Source organism: Actinomadura geliboluensis, from assembly GCF_005889745.1.
GTDB lineage: Bacteria > Actinomycetota > Actinomycetes > Streptosporangiales > Streptosporangiaceae > Spirillospora > Spirillospora geliboluensis.
The window spans coordinates 1-19,957 of record NZ_VCKZ01000141.1; the positions used below are offsets into that span (position 1 = coordinate 1).

A 19,957-nucleotide genomic window follows, 5' to 3' on the forward strand; every position below is an offset into this window, starting at 1 on the left:
GCCGCTCCCGGTACGGCTCCCGGGCCACCTGCTCGCCCAGCTCGGCGACCAGCTCGCGGTGCTCGCCGAGGGCGAGGCGCGCCTCGGCGAGCGCCTCCGCCGCGGCCAGCCGCCGCTCCTCCCAGCGGGTCACGGCGGCCTGCGCGAACTCCTCGTCCGCGAAGTCGGCCAGGGCCGGGCCGCGCCACAGGTCCAGGGCCTCCGTCAGGAGCCCGGCCCGGGTCCGCGGGTCGCCCGCCGCCTGCGCCAGCTCGGCCAGGTGCGCGAACCTCGCCGCGTCCACCGCGCCGGGCGCGGCCCGCAGCGCGTAACCGGGGGGCTGCGACACCACGAGGTCGCGCGCGCCGGGCTCGGCGCTCGCCAGCGCCCGCCGCAGCTGCGACACCCGCACGTGCAGCGCGGCCGTGGAATCGGCCGGTGCCGTATCGCCCCACAGGTCGTCGACGAGCCGGTCGGACGATACGACGCGTCCTTCGTGGACCAGCAGGTCCGCCAGCAGCGCCCGCACCTTGCGCCCAGGGACCGTGACGGGCTCGCCATGGTCCGTCCAGGCGGCCAACGGCCCCAAAACCCCGAATATCACCGCGCCAGCCTACGAAGCGGTCGCGCGGTTCGCGCGGGCTTTCCGGGAGGCGGATTACCAGAGAACAGCACCTCGCGGGCGCCCCGCCGGAGGCGGAAGCCCTGCAGGCCGACCGGCCAGGTCACGTCGTCGTACTCCGGGGTCGGTTCGTCCTCGAAGAGCCAGATCAGGTCCGCCAGGTCGGGTACGTCCATGGACGGACGCTATCGGCACCCGTCACGGGACGGAGACCACCGCAGCCCGGCCGGACCATGCCGCGAGGACCCGCGTGAGCTGTTCGGTACGAAGCTCCACCAGGTCAGGCAACGCCACACCCATTCGAGCGGCCCGTATCGGGCGCGGCGCAGCCACAGCATGCTGAAAGTCAGTTCGGCCACGAACACGCCCATGCCGATGGCGAGAGCAATGCCATAGCCGTCGTCGAGGTGCAACGCCTGATCGGATATCAGAATCAAGGGCGTGGCCGCGATGTAGCACGTCAGTGCCATGCGGCCGACGGGAGCCAGGGGGTGCAGCACGCGTCGGATCGGTGTACGGAGCAGCAGCACGATGGCGATCACGTAGGTCGCGGCCGTCGCCAGTCCGGCCACGGTCGCCGCACGTGAGGTGGAGTCGGAGCCGTAGTGGATCTGCTGGACGTTCAGGGCGATGGCGATTACGGAAGTTATTGCTAAGGCTGTGCAGACGCGGCTCGTCGGGAGGGTGAGCAGTTTGTCCGGGCCGTATTTCGCCCCTGCGAAGCCGATCAGGAACAGGCCGGGGATGAGCGTGCTGCCGCCGGTGAGCAGCGCGGCGGCCGCGGTGGCAGCGGTCCCCAGCGCCAGGACCGTGCGCCGACCTGGCAGGTAGGACGCCGGGAGGAGCACGATGATGCCGACGACGGCATAGGTCAGCAGGACCTCGCGCGGTTGCAGCAGGCGGTGCAGCGCACCGAAGGGCACCAGGAAGCCCAGGCGGGCCAGCATGAGCAGGCGGGGGCTGCGCGTCCGCCCCTGGACGGCGTCCAGGAACAGCCCGAAGCTCAGTCCGAACAGGAAGGAGAAGATCGGGAAGAATCTCTGGTGCAGGAGGGTCTCAAAGGCCCAGTGGCCGAGGCCGCCCGTCGCCGGGGCCGTTGTTCCCGTGAGGGCGACGGTGTTCGCCAGGGTGATGCCGAAGAGTGCGAAGCCGCGGAGGACGTCGACCTCGGTGATGCGGGCGGGTTGCGCTCGCGGCGGTGTCGGCACCAGGCGACGACATCACGGATTGCCCCGTCCGGGCCAGTGGGTGAGGTTCTGGAAGAGTTCGGCCTGTTCTATCGCGTCGTCCAGGGCGTTGTGGGTGTGAGGCCGGTCGGAGAGCAGTTCGGGTGGCATCTGCCGCTTGGTCGAGCGGGTGACCATGGCGTTCGCCTTGGCGGCGTAGAGGCTCTTCAGGTCCAGGTGCCGCGAGTGCCCGAACGGGGAGCCGGTGTCGGCGAAGCGCGTCCAGTACCAGTACAGGAACATCCAGTCGAAGCCGAGCGGGTAGGCGACCAGGACGGGTGAGGCGTTCGCCGCCGCGGTCACCTCGGTCACCCAGGCGGTGGCCGCGTTCATCGCCTCGGCCGGTTCGCGGCCCTCGGCGGCGAGCAGGTCGCGGTCCAGGCCGCTGACCGCGAGTGCCTCGGGGACGTAGTCGTCGCTGATGGGTTTCAGCTCGGCGTGGAACGTGGACTCGGCCGGGTCGATCGGCGTGAAGTCACGTCCGTCGAAGGTGCCGCATGCCGCCATGCCGAAGCTCAGCATGGAGTACGGCCCGGGGATCGGCCCATCGGCCTCGACGTCCACCGAGATGTACAGCTCACGCTTGGGCATCGGCGGCCTCCGAGTGATCCGGGCCGGCGGGGTACCGGGGCCTCGGGGGGAGCGCGTCGCTGGTCATCCGGCCATCCTCCCGCAATGTCGTACCGGAGTGCTGTCCTCATGGAGCGCGCGCCGAGAGCGCTCGGGAAATTAGTCACTCTTCTTGACTGTCATCGATCATTACTATAGTTTCAGTGTCAGTCGGGCCCCCACCGAGCGGGGGCCGGAGAAGGAGGAGAGCCATGGGTACCGCCGGTTTCGACTACGCCATCACCCGCACGCTGGACGCCCCGGTCGAGAAGGTCTGGGACGCCTGGACCGACTCCGCCGTCTACGGCAAGTGGGCCAGTGCCGAGGACGTCTCCCTGGACGTCCGGCCGGGCGGCGCCTGGAGCTCGGTCATGGTCATCCCCGGCGGCGCCCGCGTCCCGCTGACCGGCGTCTACACCGAGGTCGTGCCGAACGAGCGCCTGGTCATGGGGATGGACGTCCCCGGCGGCGGCGACCAGGTCCTGATGACGATGGAGCTGGCCGCCGACGGCGACCGCACCAAGATCACCCTGTCCCAGAGGTTCGACGGCGCCGAGGAGCGCGACCAGGCCGAGCAGGGCAGCACCATGCTGCTGGACGGCCTTGCCGGATACCTGGCCACGGCGTGAACCACGGCGGCGGCACGTGATCGCGGGCGTTGAGCGTTCTCAGCGCCCGCGTTCGCCTCGCGCGGGCTGGCAGGCGGGGCACCAGACGGTCCGGCGGCCCGAGACGCGGCGGCTGCACAGGGGAGTGCCGCAGCGGGGGCAGACGGGGTCGGGCCTGTCGCGGGCGCCGGTGAGCCAGGTGCGGCGCGGCGGGACGCGTTCGGCCTCGACCGAGTCGCGCAGCACGCGGCGCAGGGCGCGGTGGAGGGAGGCCACTTCGGCCGCGTCCAGGTCCGAGGCCGTGCGCAGCGGGTTGACGCGGGCGCGCCAGCAGATCTCGTCGGCGAGCAGGTTGCCCAGGCCCGCGATGACCGTCTGGTCGGTCAGGGTCGGTTTCAGCCGTCCGCGGCGGTGCGACAGCAGGCCGGCGAGGTCGCGCCGGGAGACCTCCAGGGCGTCCGGGCCGAGGTCTCCGAGCACCTCGCCGGCGTCGTCCAGGTGGACGCCCTGGAGCTTGCGCATGTCGCGGTAGCGCAGTTCGCCGCCGGGGAGGCGCCAGACGACGCGGTCGTGGCGGTGCCGCGGCTCGGCCGCGCCGTGCCAGGTGAGCGAGCCGGTCATGCCGAAGTGCAGCAGGAGGACGGGGCCGCCGGCCGGGGCGATGAGCCACTTGCCGTGCCGCCGCGGCTCCTCGAACCGGTGGCCGCGCAGGGCGTCGCGCAGCGCGCGGGCGGTGACGCCGCGCAGCACGCCGGCGTCGAGGACGGCGACCCCGGTGATCGGCTCGCCGGTGTGCTCGGCGAGCACCCGGCGGAAGCCCTCGACATCGGGAAGTTCCGGCATGGCGGGTCCCCTACCCGCCATGCGGCGGGTCAGCGGCGGACGACGTAGGGCGCGATGCTGGAGAGCTTCTCGCAGGTCTCCTCGTACTCGCGCTCGGGCGTGGACGCGCTGACGATCCCGGCGCCGGCCCGCAGCCAGGCGCGGCCGTCCTCGCTGTAGAGGGCGCGCAGGACGAGCGCCGAGTCGAGCGAGCCATCGTGGGAGACGGCCACGACGGCGCCGGAGTACATGCCCCGGCGGTCCTCGAGGCGGGTGATCGCCTCGATCGCCGCGGGCTTCGGGATGCCGGACGCGGTCACGCCGGGGAAGAGGGCCTCCAGGGCGTCCCAGGGGGAGCGGCCGGACGCGAGGACGCCGGACGCGCGGGAGCCGAGGTGCTGGACGCTGCCGCGCTCCTTCACCGTCATGAAGTCGGTGACCTGGACGGTGGCGGGGTCGCAGACGCGGCGCAGCTCCTCCATCGACGTCCGGACGGAGACGGCGTGCTCGAAGATCTCCTTCGGGTCGTTCTCCAGCTCGCGGCGGCTGCGGGCGTCGGTCTCGGCGCCGGCGCCGAACGCGCGGGTGCCGGCGAGGGGCTGGGTCATGACGCGGCCGCCCGCGTCCACGGTCGCGAGGACCTCGGGGCTGAACCCGGTGGCCTGGAAGCCGCCGAGGTCGAGCAGGAACGAGCGGGCGGGGGTGTTCGCCTCGCGGCCCCGCGCGTAGGTCGCGATGACGTCGACGGGGTGCGGGACGTCCAGCCGGCGGGAGACGATGACCTTCTGGTAGCGGCCCGCGTGGATCTCGGCGACGGCCGCCGCGACCTTGGCGCGGTAGGCGTCGCCGTCGACGCGGACGTCGACGGGGGAGGGGGTCCCGGCGACCGGGCCGGCCCCGGCGAGCAGCGCGGCGACCCGCGGCGCGTCGGCGCCGGTGACGCGGGCGCGGCCGTCCTCGATCCGGACCTCGGTGCGCGGCACGATCAGGTGCGCGAGCCGCCCGGCGGGGCGCGGCGCGGCGAACTCGAACGCGATCCAGCCGTAGGCGTTCCAGGCGGGCAGCGGGGCGTCGGCGAAGGTGTCGCGGAGCGCGTCGGCGGGGCGGCCCGACCAGGGCCCGGTGGACGGCGGGCGCCCCGGCCAGCGGACGTGGACGGTGTCGGCGTCGAGGACGACCTCGCCGAGCACGCCGCCCGCGAACGTCCACGAGCCGGGCCGCTCGTACACCACGTAGTCGCCGAAGAGGCCGGACCCGGCCAGCCGGGCCATGGCGGCGAGCGGCTCGGCGGTGCGTTCCAGCACGAGCTCCGTGGGGTTCGCATCAGTGCGCAGACCGATGGACAAGGCAGCCAACTCCCTCTGCGGCCGGAAGATCAAGTTAGGTAAGGCTAACCTTGTGCGTCGTCCATAGGCAAGGCTAACCTAACCCGCGATCATGGAGTCGGACGAAAGAGCGGGCGTGCAGACGACGACGGCGCGGCGGCGCGAACTGATGCGGCGGATGATGGCCGAGGCCGGGCTGGGGCCGGGGACGTCCGGGATCGCCCCGCGCGGGTCGGACGGGCCGGCGCCCCTCTCCTACGCGCAGCAGAGCATGTGGCTGCACCACCGCACGTTCCCGGACAGCCCCGCCTACAACGTCTGCCTGCTCGTCCGCATGGACGGGCCGCTCGACACCGGCGCGCTGCAAGAGGCGCTGCGCGGCCTGATCCGGCGGCACGCCGTCCTCCGCACGACCTACGCCGACGCCGAGGGGGAGAGCGCCGTCCAGGTCGTCACCGACGACGACTCCCTCGAGCTCCCGCCCGTCCCCTGCGACGACGCCGGCGCGCGGGCGGCGGAGCTGGCCGCCCTGCCGTTCGACCTGCGCGGCGACCGGCCGATCCGGCTGGAGCTGCTGAAGCTCGGCGAGGACGCGCACGCGCTCGTCCTCGTCGTCCACCACATCGCGTGGGACGGGATGACCTGGGGTTCGCTGTCGCGCGACCTGTCGGCCCTGTACCGCGCGGCCGCGACCGGTGAGCCGGACGGGCTCCCGGCCCTCGCCGTCCAGTACGCCGACTACGCCGAGTGGGAGCAGCGGCGGCCCGCCGACGAGGCCGACCTGGCCTACTGGCGCGGGCGCCTCGACCCGCCGCCCGCGCCGCTCGACCTGCCCGCCGACCGTCCGCGCGGCGCCGCCGCGACCGAGCGCGGCGGGCGCCGGGCGCGGCGCTTCGACGACGCGGTGACGGAGGGGATGCGCCGCCTCGCCGCCGAGGAGAACCTCACCCCGTACATGGTGATGCTCGCCGCGTACGCCGTCCTGCTGCACCGCTACACCGGGTCCGAGGACATCGCGGTCGGGTCGGCGGTGATGAACCGGGAGCACGCCGAGACCGAGCGGCTCGTCGGCAACTTCGGCAACACGCTGGTGATGCGCACCGACCTGTCGGGCGCGCCGACGTTCCGGGAGGCGCTGCGCCGCACCGGCGCGACGGTCACCGAGGGCTTCGCGCACCAGGCCCTCCCGTACGACCGGATCGTCCGGGAGCTCCGCCCCGCACGGGGCCGGGGGCGGTCGGCGTTCTTCGACACCATGCTGCTGTTCCTCGCGCAGGAGATCGGCGAACTCGACCTGCCCGGGATCACGTCGAGCTGGACGCACGTCCACAACGGCACCACCCATTTCGACCTGTCGCTGGAGGCGTTCGTCCGGCCGCGGGGCATGACGGTCGAGGCCACGTTCCGGCGCGAGCTGTTCGAGGACGAGCGCATCGACGCGCTGCTCGCCCACCTGGAGACCCTCCTCGCCGACGCGGTCGCCGACCCGGACCGCCCGATCGGCGCCCTGGAGCTCATGGGCGAGGACGAGCGCGCCCTCATCGAGGACGCGAACGACACCGGCCACCCCGTGCCGGACACCGACGTCGTGGCGCTGTTCGCCGAGCAGGCCGCCCGCACCCCCGGCGCGACGGCCGTCGAGACCGGGGCGGAGTCCCTCACCTACGCCGAGCTGGACGAGCGGTCGTCGGCGCTCGCGGCGGAGCTGCGCGCCCGGGGCGCCGGGGCCGAGAGCGTCGTCGCGCTCGCGCTGCCCCGCACCCCCGGCCTCGTCGTGGCGCTGCTCGGCGTCCTGAAGGCGGGCGCCGCGTACCTGCCGCTCGACCTCGACCATCCCGCCGACCGGCTCGCCTACATGCTGGACGACGCCCGGCCGCTGTGCGCGATCGCCGCACCGGAGACCGCGCACGTCCTGCCCGGCACCACCGACCTCCTCATCCTCGACGGTCCCCTGGAGTCGGCGAGCGCGGCGCCCGCCGCGACGCGTCCCGACCAGCTCGCCTACGTCATCTACACCTCGGGCTCGACCGGCCGCCCCAAGGGCGTGGAGATCCCGCACGGCGCGCTCGCCAACTTCCTCCTCTTCACCCGCGACCGGCTGGGCCTCGGCGAGGGTGACCGGCTCGTCGCGGTGACGACGATCGCGTTCGACATCGCGGCGCTGGAGCTGTTCGCCCCGCTCATCAGCGGCGCGACCGTCGTCCTCGCGGGCCGGGCGGACGTCCGCGACCCCGCCGCGCTCGCCGGGCTGCTCAAGGGCGCCACGGTCGTCCAGGGCACCCCGTCGCTGCTCGGCACGCTCGACCCGGCCGCGCTGGAGGGCCTGCGCGTGCTGGTCGGCGGCGAGGCGCTGCCCGCCGCGCTCGCCGAATCGCTGGCGGAGCGGGCGGCGCTGGCCACCAACATGTACGGGCCGACCGAGGCGACGATCTGGGCGACGGCCGCCGACCTGCCCGCGTCCGGCATCGGCACCCCGTTCTGGAACACCCGCGCGTACGTCCTGGACGCGCGGCTGCGCCCGGTGCCGCCCGGCGTGCCCGGCGAGCTGTACCTGGCGGGCGCGCAGCTCGCCCGCGGCTACACCGGCCGCCCCGACCTCACGGCGGAGCGGTTCACCGCCGACCCGTTCGGGCCGCCCGGCTCCCGCATGTACCGGACGGGCGACCTCGCGCGCCGCGCCCGCGACGGGTCGGTCGAGTACCTCGGCCGCACCGACGACCAGGTGAAGATCCGCGGGTTCCGGATCGAGCCCGCGGAGGCGCAGGCGGTGCTCGCCGCGCAGCCGGGCGTCGCGCAGGCCGCCGTCGTGGTCCGCGAGGACCGCCCCGGCGAGCCCCGCCTCACCGGCTACTACGTCCCCTCCGGCGGGGAGACCGGTGCCGCGGCGCTCCGGGACGCGCTCGCCAGGGCGCTGCCCGAGTACATGGTGCCGTCCGCCCTCGTCGCCCTCGACGCGCTGCCCCGCACGGTCAACGGCAAGCTCGACCGCGCCGCGCTGCCCGCCCCCGAGGCCGAGGTCTCCGGACGCGCCCCGCGCGACGCCCGCGAGGCCGCCCTCTGCGCGATCTTCGCCGAACTGCTCGGCGAAGAGGGCGTCGGCATCGACGACGACTTCTTCGCGCTCGGCGGGCACTCGCTGCTCGCCACCCGCGTCGCCGCCAGGGCCCGCGCCGTGCTCGGCGCCGAGCTGTCCATCGCGGACGTCTTCGAGGCGCCGACCGTCGCCGCCCTCGCACCCCGGCTCACCGCGACCGAGGCGGTCCGCGTCCGCGACGTCGAGCGGCCCGCGGTCGTGCCGGCGTCGGCGGCGCAGCGCGGGCTGTGGCTGGAGGAGCGGCTGCGCGGCCCGTCCGCGTCGTACGCGCTGCCGCTCGGCCTGCGCCTGCACGGCCCCGTGGACGCGGACGCGCTGGACGCGGCACTGGGCGATGTCGTCGCCCGCCACGAGGCGCTGCGCACGCTGCTCGTCGAGGGGCCGGACGGCCTGCCCGTCCAACGCGTCCTCGAACCGGACACCGCCGTCCGCCTCTCCCTCGTCGACGCGCGCGGCGAGACCCCCGAACGCCTCGCCGCCATCGAGCGGGACGCCACCGCGCACGCCTTCGACATCGGCCGCGACCTGCCCGTCCGCGGCACCCTCGTCCGGACCGGCGACGACGACTGGTCGCTGATCCTGCTCCTGCACCACGCCGCCGCCGACGAATGGTCGTTCACACCGCTGCTGGCCGACCTGGCGCACGCCTACGAGGCCCGGCGGGACGGGCGCGCGCCCGCCTGGGAGCCGCTGCCGGTCCAGTACGCCGACTACGCGGCCTGGCAGCGCGAGGCCGCGTCCGACCCGGCGCCGCAGCTCGACTTCTGGGCGCGGACCCTCGCGGGCCTGCCCGAGGAGACCGTCCTGCCGTTCGACCGGCCGCGCCCGGCGGAGGCGAGCCACCGGGGCGGGCTCGTCCCGTTCCGGCTCCCCGCCGCCGGGGTGCGGCGGCTCGCCCGCGACACCGGGACCAGCGTGTTCATGGTGCTGCACGCCGCCGTCGCCGCGCTGCTCCAGCGGTCCGGCGCGGGCGACGACATCGCGCTCGGCTCGCCCATCGCCGGCCGCGCCGACGAGGACCTCGCCGGCCTCGTCGGGGTGTTCGTCAACCCGCTCGTGCTGCGCACCGACCTGTCCGGCGACCCCGCGTTCGCCGAGCTGCTGGAGCGGGTGCGCGCCGCCGACCTCGCCGCGTTCTCCCACGCCGACGTCCCGTTCGAGCGTGTCGTGGACAGGCTCGCCCCGGAGCGCTCGCTGGCCCGCAGCCCGCTGTTCCAGGTGATGATCGTCCACCAGCGGCTGGACGACGTGCGGCTCGCGCTGCCCGGCGTCCGCGCCGAGCCGTTCCTGCCCGGGACCGGCGGCGTGAAGTTCGACCTCGACCTGTACTTCGCCGAGGGCGACGACGAGGTCCAGGGGTTCGCGGCGTTCGCCGCCGACCTGTTCGACGCCGCCACGATCGAGGGTCTCCTGGGCGGCCTGGGAGACCTGCTCGCCCAGGTCACCGCCGACCCCGGACGGCGGCTCTCCACCCTCGGCGCGCCCGTCGCGCACCCCGACACGGCCCGCGAGTTCGCCGTCGAGACGGCCGCCGCGCTCATCGAGGAGCAGGCGGCGCGCACCCCCGGCCGGACCGCCGTCGTCTTCGGCGGCACCGCCCTCACCTACGCCGAGCTCGACCGCCGCGCCGAGGCCCTCGCCGACCGGCTCGCCGCCGCCGGCGCCGGCCCCGAGCGGGTCGTCGCGCTCGCCCTGCCCCGCTCGGACGACTTCGCCGTCGCGCTGCTCGCGGTGCTCAAGACGGGCGCCGCCTACCTGCCGCTCGACCTGTCCTACCCGCCCGCCCGCATCGAGGCGATGCTGGACGCGGTGCGGCCCCTGCTCGTCCTCGGCCGCGACGAGCCGCCCCGCGACGCGCCCCGCCGCGCCCGGCCGGACCCGCATCCCGACCACCCCGCGTACGTGGTCTTCACGTCCGGGTCGACGGGGACGCCGAAGGCCGTCGCCGGCACCCAGCGCGGCCTCGCCAACCGGCTCGCCTGGGGCGCCGGCCTCGCCGCGCCCGGCGTCCGCGTCGCCAAGTCCTCGCCCGCGTTCATCGACGGGACGACCGAGCTGCTCGGCGGCCTCGCCGCCGGGGACACCGTCGCCATCGCCGACGACGCCACCGCGTCCGACGCCGTCGCGCTCGCCAAGTTCATCGAACGGCACGATGTCCGGCTCGTCACGCTCGTTCCGAGCCTGCTCGCCGCGTTCGTGGAGCACGGGCTGCCGCAGTCGGTCACCACCTGGATCAGCAGCGGCGAGGCGCTGCCCGCCGCGCTCGCCGCGAAGGTCCCGGCCCGGCTGATCGACCTGTACGGGTGCTCGGAGGCGGCCGGCGACAGCCTCATCGCCCTGCCCGGCGAAGGAGGGGGACTGGCCCCGATCGCCAACACCCGCGCCTACGTCCTGGACGCCGCGCTCCGCGAGGTCCCTGCCGGGGAGCTGTACCTGGCGGGGGACGGGCTGGCGCGCGGCTATCTCGGCGACCCCGCCCGCACCGCCGAGCGGTTCGTCGCGAACCCGTTCGGCCCGCCCGGCTCCCGCCTCTACCGGACCGGCGACCGCGTCCGCCGCCGCCCCGACGGCGGGCTCGACTTCCTCGGCCGCGCCGACGGGCAGCTGAAGATCCGCGGGTTCAGGGTCGAGCCGGGCGAGGTCGAGGCCGCGCTCGCCGCCCGGCCGGGCGTCCGGCGGGCCGCCGTCGCCGCGCACGGGTCCCGCCTCGTCGGCTACATCACCGGCGACGCCGACCCCGAGGACGTGCGGGCGTCGCTGCGCGAGCTGCTGCCCGGCTACCTCGTCCCGTCCGAACTGGTCGTCCTGGACGAGCTGCCCCTCAACCCGAACGGCAAGGTCGACCGGCGCGCGCTGCCCGAGCCGGGCCGGCCGGCCGCAGGCCGCGCCCCTGCGACCGAGCCGGAACGGGTCCTGGCCCGGCTCGTCGCGAGCGTCCTCGGCCGCGACGCCGCCGGCGCCGACGACGACTTCTTCCGCACCGGCGGCGACAGCATCAGCGCGGCCCTCCTCGTCGCCCGCGCCCGCCGCGCCGGGCTGTCGTTCACCGTCCGCGACGTCTTCCGCCTCCGGACGGTCGAGGCCCTGGCGCGGGCGGCCGCGGCCACCGCGGGCACCGCGCCCGCCCTCCGCCCCGAACCGGCCGGGGAACTGCCGCTGTCCCCGCTCCAGGAGGGGCTGCTCTTCCACCTGATGCTCACCGGCGAGGGCCGTGACATCTACGTCCAGCAGGCCGTGGTGACGCTGTCCGGGCCCGTCGACCCCGGCCGGATGGCGGACGCGGCGCGCGCCGTGCTGGAGAAGTTCCCCAACCTCCGCGCCGGGTTCCGGACGGACGGCGACCGCGCCGTGCAGTTCGTCCCCGACGGCTTCGAGGTGCCGTGGACGCACGCCAAGGTACCGCGCGACGGCCTGGAGGCGTTCATCGACGCGCAGCGCTCCGAGCCGTTCGACCCGGGCCGCCCGCCGCTGATCCGGTTCGCCCTCGCCACCCTCGCGGAGGGCGACCACCGGCTGGTGCTGACCTCCGAGCTGATCCTGCTGGACGGCTGGTCCGGCGGCCTGCTCGTCACCTCGCTGCTCGACTCCTACACCGACGCCGCCGCCGAGCTGGCCCGCCCGGTCCCGCCGTTCCGCGCGTTCCTCGACTGGGTGAGCACCCGCGACAAGGACGCCGCCGTGGACGCGTGGCGCCGCGCGCTCGACGGCTTCGACGAGCCCGCGCTCGTCCGCCCCGGACTGGTCGACAAGCCCGCCGACCTGTCGGCCGCCGGGGAGCTGCGCCGGCCGCTGCCGCCCGGCCTCGCCGGGCGCCTCGACGCGGTCGCCCGCGACCGGGGCGTCACCCCGGGCACCCTCTTCGAGACCGCGTGGGGCCTGGTCCTGATGGGCCTCACCGGACGGGACGACGTCGTCTTCGGCGCGTCCGTCTCCGGCCGCCACCCCGACGTCGACGGCGTCGAATCCATGGTCGGGCTGCTGTTCAACACGATCCCCGTCCGGGTGCAGGCGGGCCCGGCGGACGCGCTCGCCGCCGTCCTCGACCGCGTCCAGGCGGCGCAGTCCGAGCTGTTCGACCACTCCCACGTCGCGCTCGCCGACGTCCAGCGCGCCACCGGCCTCGGCACGCTGTTCGACACGCTGTTCGTCTTCCAGAACTTCCCCGGCATGCCGACCGACCGCGGCTTCGGCCCGGACGGGGACCTGCGCGTCCTCGGCCGGGAGGTCCGCGACGCCACCCACTACCCGATCACGATGGTCGTCGAACCCGGCGCCGGGCTGCGCGTCATGTACCGGGGCGACGCGTTCACCGAGGAGGAGGCCGAGCGCATCACCGACCGGTACGTCTCCGTGCTCCAGCGGCTCGCCGACGCCCCGGAGACGCCCTGCCACCGGCTCGACCTGCTCCTGCCCGAGGAGCACGACCGGCTCCGCCGCGACTGGGACGGCGCGCGGCACCCCGTCCCCGAGCTGACCGTCGCGGAACTGCTCGCCGCACGCGCCGCCGAACAGCCGGACGACCTCGCGCTCGTCTCCCTCCCGGACGTCCGCCTCACCTACGGGGAGCTGAACGCCGAGGTCAACCGCCTCGCCCGGCTGCTGCTCGCGAACGGCGCGGGCCCGGAGAAGGTCGTCGCGCTCGCGCTGCCGCGGTCCGCGCAGATGGTCGTCGCGCTGTTCGCCGTCCTGCGCACGGGCGCCGCCTACCTGCCGCTCGAACTCGACTACCCGGCCGACCGGCTCGACTTCATGCTGCGGGACGCCGCCCCGGCCTGCCTGGTCTCGCACCGCGAGATCGCCGCCGGCCTCGCCTTCTCCGGCACGACGCTCGCGCTGGACGACCCCGGGACCGCCCGCGCCCTCGCCGGCCTGCCCGGCACCGACCCGTCCCCGGACGAGCTGCCCGGCTTCGCCCCCGGGACCCCGGGCCGCCTCGACCACCCCGCCTACGTCATCTACACCTCCGGCTCGACCGGGCGTCCCAAGGGCGTGGTCACCCCGTACCGCGGCCTGACGAACATGCAGTTCAACCACCGCGCCAACATCTTCGACCCGGTCGTCGCCTCCGCCGGGCGGCGGCTGCGGATCGCGCACACCGTCTCGTTCTCCTTCGACATGTCGTGGGAGGAGCTGCTCTGGCTCATCGAGGGCCACGAGGTGCACGTCTGCGACGAGGACCTGCGCCGCGACGCCGAGGCGCTCACCGCCTACCTGCGGCGGCACCGCGTCGACGTCATCAACGTGACCCCGACCTACGCCCAGCAGCTCCTCGACGAGGGGCTCCTGGACGGCGGGCACCGGCCGCCGCTCGTCCTGCTCGGCGGCGAGGCCGTCCCCGCCTCCGTGTGGGACCGGCTCGCGCGGGCCGACGGCGTGCTCGGCTACAACCTGTACGGGCCGACCGAGTACACGATCAACACGCTCGGCGGCGGCACCGAGGACAGCGCCACCCCGACCGTCGGCAAACCCATCTGGAACACCCGCGGCTACGTCCTGGACGCGTGGCTGCGGCCCGTCCCGCCCGGCGCGCCCGGCGAGCTGTACATCGCGGGCGACGGGCTGGCGCGCGGCTACCTCGGCCGCGCCGACCTGACCGCCGAGCGCTTCGTCGCCGACCCCTTCCGCGCCGGCCCCTCGGCGGGCGGGCGCATGTACCGGACGGGCGACCTCGTCCGGGTCCGCGCGGACGGCAACATCGACTTCCTCGGCCGCACCGACGACCAGGTGAAGATCCGCGGCTACCGGGTCGAGCTGGAGGAGATCGAGACCGCGCTCGCCGCCGAGCCCGGGGTCGGGCAGGCGGCGGTCGTCGCCGCCGACACCGGCGTGCCCGGCGTGAAGCGGCTCGTCGGCTACATCGTCCCCGACGGCTCCCGGGAGGGCGCCGCCGACGAGCAGCTCGCCGAGTGGCGGCAGCTCTACGACGCCGAGTACACCGAGGTCGGCACGGTCGTCCACGCCGAGGAGTTCGCGGGCTGGGACAGCAGCTACGACGGCGCCCCCATCCCCCTGGACGACATGCGCGAATGGCGGGAGACGACCGTCGACCGCATCCGCGCGCTCCGCGGCCGGACCGGGCCCCGCCGCGTCCTGGAGATCGGCGTCGGCGCCGGCCTCCTGCTCACCCGCCTCGCCCCCGAGAGCGAGGAGTACTGGGGGACCGACTTCTCCGAACCCGTCATCGCGAAGCTCCGGCACGACCTCGGTGACGACTCGGGCGCCCGGCTGAGCTGCCGGCCCGCCCACGACACCGCCGGCCTCCCCGAGGCGCACTTCGACACCATCGTGATCAACTCGGTGGTGCAGTACTTCCCGGGCGCCGGCTACCTCCGGGACGTCATCGCCAAGGCGATGCGGCTCCTCGCCCCCGGCGGGGCGCTGTTCATCGGCGACGTCCGCGACCTGCGTACCGTCCACTGCCTGCACGCCGCGATCCAGCTCGGCCGCGGCGGCGGCGACCTCGACGCCGTCGAGCGCGCCGTCCGGATGGAGAAGGAACTCCTCCTCGACCCCGCCTTCTTCACCGCCCTGGACGGCCCCGCCCGCGTGGACGTCCTCACCAAGCGCGGCACGCACCACAACGAGCTGACCCGCCACCGCTACGACGTCGTCCTGCGCATGGACGCCCCGCCCGCGCCGCGGACCCCGGCCGTCGACTGGACGACCCTCGACGACCTGAAGGCCAGGCCGGCGGGCCCCCTGCGGGTGCGGGGGATCCCCGACCCCCGGCTGTCGGGCGAGACCGCCGCGTGGCGGACGCTGCGCGACGGCGGCTCGGCGGACGAGGCCAGGCAGGCGCTGACCACCCGCGACGGGATCGAGCCGGAGACCCTTCACGCGCTCTTCCCGGACGCCGTGCTCACCCCCTCCGACCGGCCCGGCCGCTACGACGCCGTGTTCGGCGGGGGGGCGGCGAACCTCCCGGCGGAGCCGGGCCGGCCCCCGGAGGCGTACGCGAACGACCCCGTCGCGGCGCGCGACCACGGCGTGCTCGCCGCCCGCGTCCGGGAGAGCCTCAAGACCAGGCTGCCCGGCTACATGGTGCCGAGCGCGGTCATGACGCTGGACGCGCTGCCGCTCACCGTCAACGGCAAGCTCGACCGGCGCGCCCTGCCCGACCCCGGGCAGGACGGGCCGCGCAAGGCGGGCAGACCGCCGCGCACCCCCGTCGAGCGGCTGCTGTGCACGCTGTTCGCCGAGGTGCTGGACGCCCCCGGCGCCGGGATCGACGACGGCTTCTTCGACCTCGGCGGGCACTCGCTGCTCGCGACGCGGCTCGTCGGCCGCGCCCGCGCGGTGCTCGGCGCCGACCTCGCGATCCGCGACCTGTTCGAGGCGCCGACCGTCGCCGAGCTGGCGGAGCGGGTGCACCGCGACGCCGGCGCGGAGCCCCGGCCCGCGCTGGCGCCGCGGGAGCGGCCCGAGCGGATCCCGCTGTCGTCGGCGCAGCGCCGGCTGTGGCTGCTCGACCAGTTGCTCCGCGAGGACGACGGCCCGCGCGGCGCCTACCACCTGCCGCTCGCGGTGCGGCTGCGCGGCGACCTCGACCGCGCGGCGCTGGAGGCGGCGATCGGCGACGTCACCGCCCGGCACGAGAGCCTCCGGACCGTCTTCACCGAGCACGACGGCACCCCCTACCAGCGGATCCTGCCCCCGGAGGAGGCGCGGCCCGTGGTGGAGGTCGCCGACTGCGCGCCCGAGGACGTGATCGCCCGGCCGTTCGACCTGTCCCGGGACGTCCCGCTGCGGGTCGCGGTGTTCCCGGAGGGCGAGCGCGAGCACCTGCTGCTCGCCGTCTTCCACCACATCGCCTTCGACGAGTGGTCGTTCGGGCCGTTCGCCCGCGACGTCGCCGAGGCGTACGCCGCCCGGCTGGACGGGAGGGCTCCGGCGTGGGAGCCGCCGCCCGTCCAGTACGCCGACCACGCGCTGTGGCAGCGGGAGCTGCTCGGCGACCCCCTCGACCCCGGCAGCGTCCACGCCCGGCAGCTCGACCACTGGGTCCGCGCCCTGGCGGACCTGCCGGAGGAGATCCCGCTGCCGGTGGACCGGCCCCGCCCCGGCACCGTCGGGCAGCGCGGCGGCACCCTCGCCACGGAGCTGCCCCCCGGCCTGGCCGCCCGGCTGCGCAAGGTCGCGCGGGACGCGAACGCCAGCATGTTCATGGTCTGCCAGGCCGCCGTCGCCGCGCTGCTGCACCGCACCGGCGCGGGCGACGACATCCCGCTCGGCGGCCCCGTGGCCGGGCGCACCGAGGACGCCGCCCGCGACCTCGTCGGCTTCTTCGTCAACACGCTCGTGCTGCGCGCGGACGTGTCCGGCGACCCGTCGTTCGCGGAGCTGCTCGCCCGCGTCCGGGAGGCCGACCTCGCCGGGCTCGCCCACCAGGACCTCCCGTTCGAGGCGGTCGTCGAGGCGCTGCGCCCGCGCCGGGTGCCCGGCCGCAATCCGCTGTTCCAGGTGATGGTCGGCTACGAGAACCAGGGCGTCGGCGACGTGCGGTTCCCCGGCCTGGAGCAGCGGGAGGCGCTGTTCGGGCCGGGCGCGGCGAAGTTCGACCTCGACTTCATCTTCCGCGAGGACGGCGAGGGCCTGCGGCTCATCGTCGACTACTCCGCCGACCTGTTCGACCGGGGCACGATCGCCGCGCTGGCGGACGGGCTGATCGGCGTGCTGGAGGCGGTCGCCGCCGACCCCGGCATGCGGGTCGGCGCGCTGCCCTCCGTGCTCACCGCGCGCGCCGTCACGGCGGAGGCCGCCCCGGCGGCGGCGCGGGGCACCGACGACCGGGAGGCGGCGCTCTGCCGGATCTTCGCCGCCGAGCTCGGCGTCCCGGAGGTCGGCCCGGACGACGACTTCTTCGACCTCGGCGGCCACTCGCTGCTCGCCATGCGGCTCGTCCGGCGGATCAGGAGGGAGCCCGGATGCGCGGACCTCAAGGTCGCGGCGCTGATGGCGGCGCCGACCGTCGCGGGGCTGCTGGCCCGGCTCGGCCCGGCCGGGGCGAGGTGAGCCGCCTCATACCGGCGCACCCATTGCGAGGTTAGGTGAGGCTAACCTAAGATCCTTGATCAGTAACCCCCGAAGATCCTGGAAGGACACCGGTCCTCTATGCGCACCATGATGCGGCGCCTGGCGGCCACCGCCGCGCTCGCGCTGAGCCTCGGCACGCTCGCGGCGTGCGGCGGCGACGACGAGCCCGCCGGCGGCTCCTCCGGCGGCGAGTCCGCCGGGGCGTTCCCGGTCACCATCACCCACAAGCTCGGTACCGCGAAGGTCGAGTCCGCGCCGAAGCGGATCGTCGCGCTCGGCGAGGTCGACCAGGACGCGCTGCTCGCGCTCGGCGTCACCCCCGCGGGCATGGCGGAGCTGACCGGCGTCCAGTCCGACGGCCTCGCGCCCTGGACCGCGCCCAAGCTGACCGGTGCCAAGCCCAAGCTGCTGAAGGCGGGCGAGGCCGGGTTCAACCTGGAGGAGATCGCCGCACTGCGGCCCGATCTCATCCTCGCGGGCGGCGACTTCTCCATCGACAAGGAGTACGAGAAGCTCTCCAAGCTCGCCCCCACCGTCGCCTACCAGACCGGCCCGGCCGAGGACACCTGGCAGCAGATCACCCTGCAGACCGCCAAGGCCGTCGGGCGCGAGGACGACGGCAAGAAGCTCGTCGCCGACGTCGAGGCCAAGATCGCTGCGGTGAAGACCGAGCACCCCGAGCTGAACGGCAAGGGCTTCGCGTTCACCAGCGTCTTCCCCAACGGCAACATCGGCGTGATGAAGTCCAAGGACGACACGAGCGTGAAGCTGCTGGAGCAGTTCGGCATGACGCTGCCCGAGCAGCTCGCGAAGCTGCCCGGGGACGGCTTCGCCGCCGAGCTGAGCATGGAGAAAATCTCCGTCCTGGACGTGGACGTGCTGCTCAGCCACTACAACGACGACGCCGCGACGCAGAAGAAGATCGAGGGCGGCAAGCTGTTCGCCGACCTCGCCGTCGTCAAGCGCGGCTCCTACGTCCCGCTCGACCTGAAGGCGTTCTGGCCGCTGCGCACCCCCACCCCGCTCGCCGTCCCGTACGTCGTCGACAACGTCGTCCCGAAGATCGCCGAGGCCGCCGGCAAGGTGAAGTCCGCCTGATGCAGGAGGAGCGCATGCAGCCCCGTGTCCACGACGTGGTCGGGATCGGCTTCGGCCCGTCCAACCTCGCCCTCGCCGTCGCGCTCGCCGAGGAGGACGAGCGGCGGGGCGCGGACGGCCGCCCCGGCGTGGACGCGGTGTTCTTCGAGAAGCAGCCGGGGTTCGGCTGGCACCGGGGGATGCTGATCGACGGCGCCACCATGCAGGTCCACTTCCTCAAGGACCTCGTGTCGCTGCGCAACCCCGCGAGCCGGTACTCCTTCCTCGCCTACCTGCACGCCCGCGGCCGGCTGGTCGACTTCGTCAACCACAAGACGATGTTCCCGACCCGGGTGGAGTTCCACGACTACCTCGAATGGACGGCCGCCGCGTTCGCCGACCGCGTCCGCTACGGGACGGAGGTCGTCGCGCTCCGCCCGCGCGACGACGAGGTCCTGGAGGTCGTGGTGCGCCGCGACGACCGGCTGGAGACGCACCTCGCCCGCAACGTGGTCATCGGCGTCGGGCTCGAACCCGTCCTGCCCGAGGGCGTGCGGGCGGGCGAGCGCGTCTGGCACACCGAGGACCTGCTGACCCGGCTGGGCGAGCGCGAGGGCTGGAACCCGCGCCGGGTCGTCGTGGTCGGCGCGGGGCAGAGCGCCGCCGAGGCCGTCGAGTACCTGCACCGCACCTACCCGGAGACGGAGGTCTGCGCGGTCTTCGCCCGCTACGGGTACTCGCCCGCCGACGACAGCGCGTTCGCCAACCGCATCTTCGACCCCGCGGCCGTCGACCACTACTACGCCGCTCCCGACGACGTGAAGCGGATGCTGTTCGAGTACTCGCGCAACACCAACTACTCGGTCGTCGACCTCGACCTCATCGACGAGCTGTACCGGCGCGCCTACGCCGAGAAGGTCGCGGGCGCCGAGCGGCTGCGCATCCTCAACGCCTCCCGCGTCCTGGACGTCCGGGACGACGGCGGCGCGGTGCGCGTCAGGGTGGGCTTCCTGCCCACCGGCGAGGCCGCCGACCTCGACGCCGACGCCCTCGTCTACGCCACCGGCTACCGCGAGCGCGACCCGTTCGACCTGCTCGGCGAGGCGGGCGGCGACTGCCTCGCCGGCCCCGACGGGCGGCCCGTCGTGGAGCGCGACTACCGCGTCGCCACCGCCCCCGGCCGCTCCTGGGGCGTCTACCTGCAGGGCGCGACCGAGCACACCCACGGGATCGCCTCGTCGCTGCTGTCCATGACCGCGGTCCGCACCGGGGAGATCGTCCGGTCCATCGCCCGGCGCTCGGCCGGCGTCACCCCGGCCGTCTAGAGGAGAGAGAGGAAGGCGCGATGACCAATCCGTTCGACGACCCCGACGGGACGTTCCGCGTCCTCGCCAACGCCGAGGGCCAGCACTCGCTGTGGCCGGCGTTCGCCGACGTCCCGGCCGGCTGGACGACGGTCTTCGGGCCCGACTCCCGGTCGGGGTGCATCGGCTACGTCACGGCCAACTGGAAGGACATCCGCCCGCGGAGCCTGGCCGGCTGACCCGGGGCGGGCGGCGTCC

At 74.8% G+C, this 19,957-nt stretch carries 11 protein-coding genes; 5 read left to right on the forward strand and 6 right to left on the reverse strand.

What is annotated here, in order from left to right; all coding sequences use genetic code 11:
- The 4 genes from ETD96_RS19890 to ETD96_RS19905 form a co-directional block, all read right to left on the reverse strand.
- Window positions 1-568, reverse strand: a 568-nt coding sequence (locus ETD96_RS19890) for an AfsR/SARP family transcriptional regulator (RefSeq protein ID WP_338072576.1), incomplete at its 3' end; no start/stop codon positions are given.
- A gap of 11 nt (window positions 569-579) precedes the next feature.
- Window positions 580-777 carry a hypothetical protein gene (locus tag ETD96_RS19895; protein WP_138637973.1) on the reverse strand — a complete coding sequence of 66 codons (198 nt, stop codon included), beginning with the start codon at window positions 775-777 and terminating at the stop codon, window positions 580-582.
- A gap of 9 nt (window positions 778-786) precedes the next feature.
- On the reverse strand, window positions 787-1,809 hold the full coding sequence (locus ETD96_RS19900; RefSeq protein WP_138637974.1) for a DUF418 domain-containing protein: 1,023 nt from the start codon (window positions 1,807-1,809) through the stop codon (window positions 787-789).
- Between the two features lie 12 nt (window positions 1,810-1,821).
- Window positions 1,822-2,418 (reverse strand): 3'-5' exonuclease family protein, encoded by a 597-nt coding sequence (locus ETD96_RS19905; RefSeq protein ID WP_138637975.1) that lies wholly within the window; start codon window positions 2,416-2,418, stop codon window positions 1,822-1,824.
- A gap of 230 nt (window positions 2,419-2,648) precedes the next feature.
- Here ETD96_RS19905 and ETD96_RS19910 point away from each other — a divergent pair, with 230 nt between their 5' ends.
- Entirely contained in the window at window positions 2,649-3,065 is a 417-nt protein-coding gene (locus ETD96_RS19910) for an SRPBCC family protein (RefSeq protein WP_138637976.1), read from the forward strand.
- A gap of 39 nt (window positions 3,066-3,104) precedes the next feature.
- On the opposite strand, the gene ETD96_RS19915 is transcribed toward ETD96_RS19910, so the two are convergent.
- Window positions 3,105-3,887 carry an Fpg/Nei family DNA glycosylase gene (locus ETD96_RS19915; RefSeq protein ID WP_138637977.1) on the reverse strand — a complete coding sequence of 261 codons (783 nt, stop codon included), beginning with the start codon at window positions 3,885-3,887 and terminating at the stop codon, window positions 3,105-3,107.
- Between the two features lie 29 nt (window positions 3,888-3,916).
- A complete protein-coding gene (locus ETD96_RS19920) occupies window positions 3,917-5,212 on the reverse strand; it encodes a salicylate synthase (protein WP_240807892.1) in 1,296 nt (431 codons plus the stop codon).
- Window positions 5,213-5,303: 91 nt separating this feature from the next.
- On the opposite strand from ETD96_RS19920, the gene ETD96_RS47615 reads away from it, so the two are divergent.
- The 4 genes from ETD96_RS47615 to ETD96_RS19940 all read left to right on the forward strand — a co-directional run bounded on the left by ETD96_RS47615 (window position 5,304) and on the right by ETD96_RS19940 (window position 19,938).
- Window positions 5,304-17,297 (forward strand): non-ribosomal peptide synthetase, encoded by an 11,994-nt coding sequence (locus tag ETD96_RS47615; RefSeq protein WP_138637978.1) that lies wholly within the window; start codon window positions 5,304-5,306, stop codon window positions 17,295-17,297.
- Between the two features lie 99 nt (window positions 17,298-17,396).
- Window positions 17,397-18,416, forward strand: coding sequence for an iron-siderophore ABC transporter substrate-binding protein (locus tag ETD96_RS19930; RefSeq protein ID WP_205719358.1), 1,020 nt, complete (start codon window positions 17,397-17,399; stop codon window positions 18,414-18,416).
- 14 nt (window positions 18,417-18,430) lie between these two features.
- Window positions 18,431-19,720 carry a lysine N(6)-hydroxylase/L-ornithine N(5)-oxygenase family protein gene (locus tag ETD96_RS19935; protein ID WP_240807895.1) on the forward strand — a complete coding sequence of 430 codons (1,290 nt, stop codon included), beginning with the start codon at window positions 18,431-18,433 and terminating at the stop codon, window positions 19,718-19,720.
- Between the two features lie 20 nt (window positions 19,721-19,740).
- The gene (locus ETD96_RS19940) at window positions 19,741-19,938 is read left to right on the forward strand and encodes an MbtH family protein (RefSeq protein ID WP_138637980.1); all 198 of its coding nucleotides are present in this window, start codon (window positions 19,741-19,743) and stop codon (window positions 19,936-19,938) included.
- Window positions 19,939-19,957 lie beyond the last annotated feature (19 nt).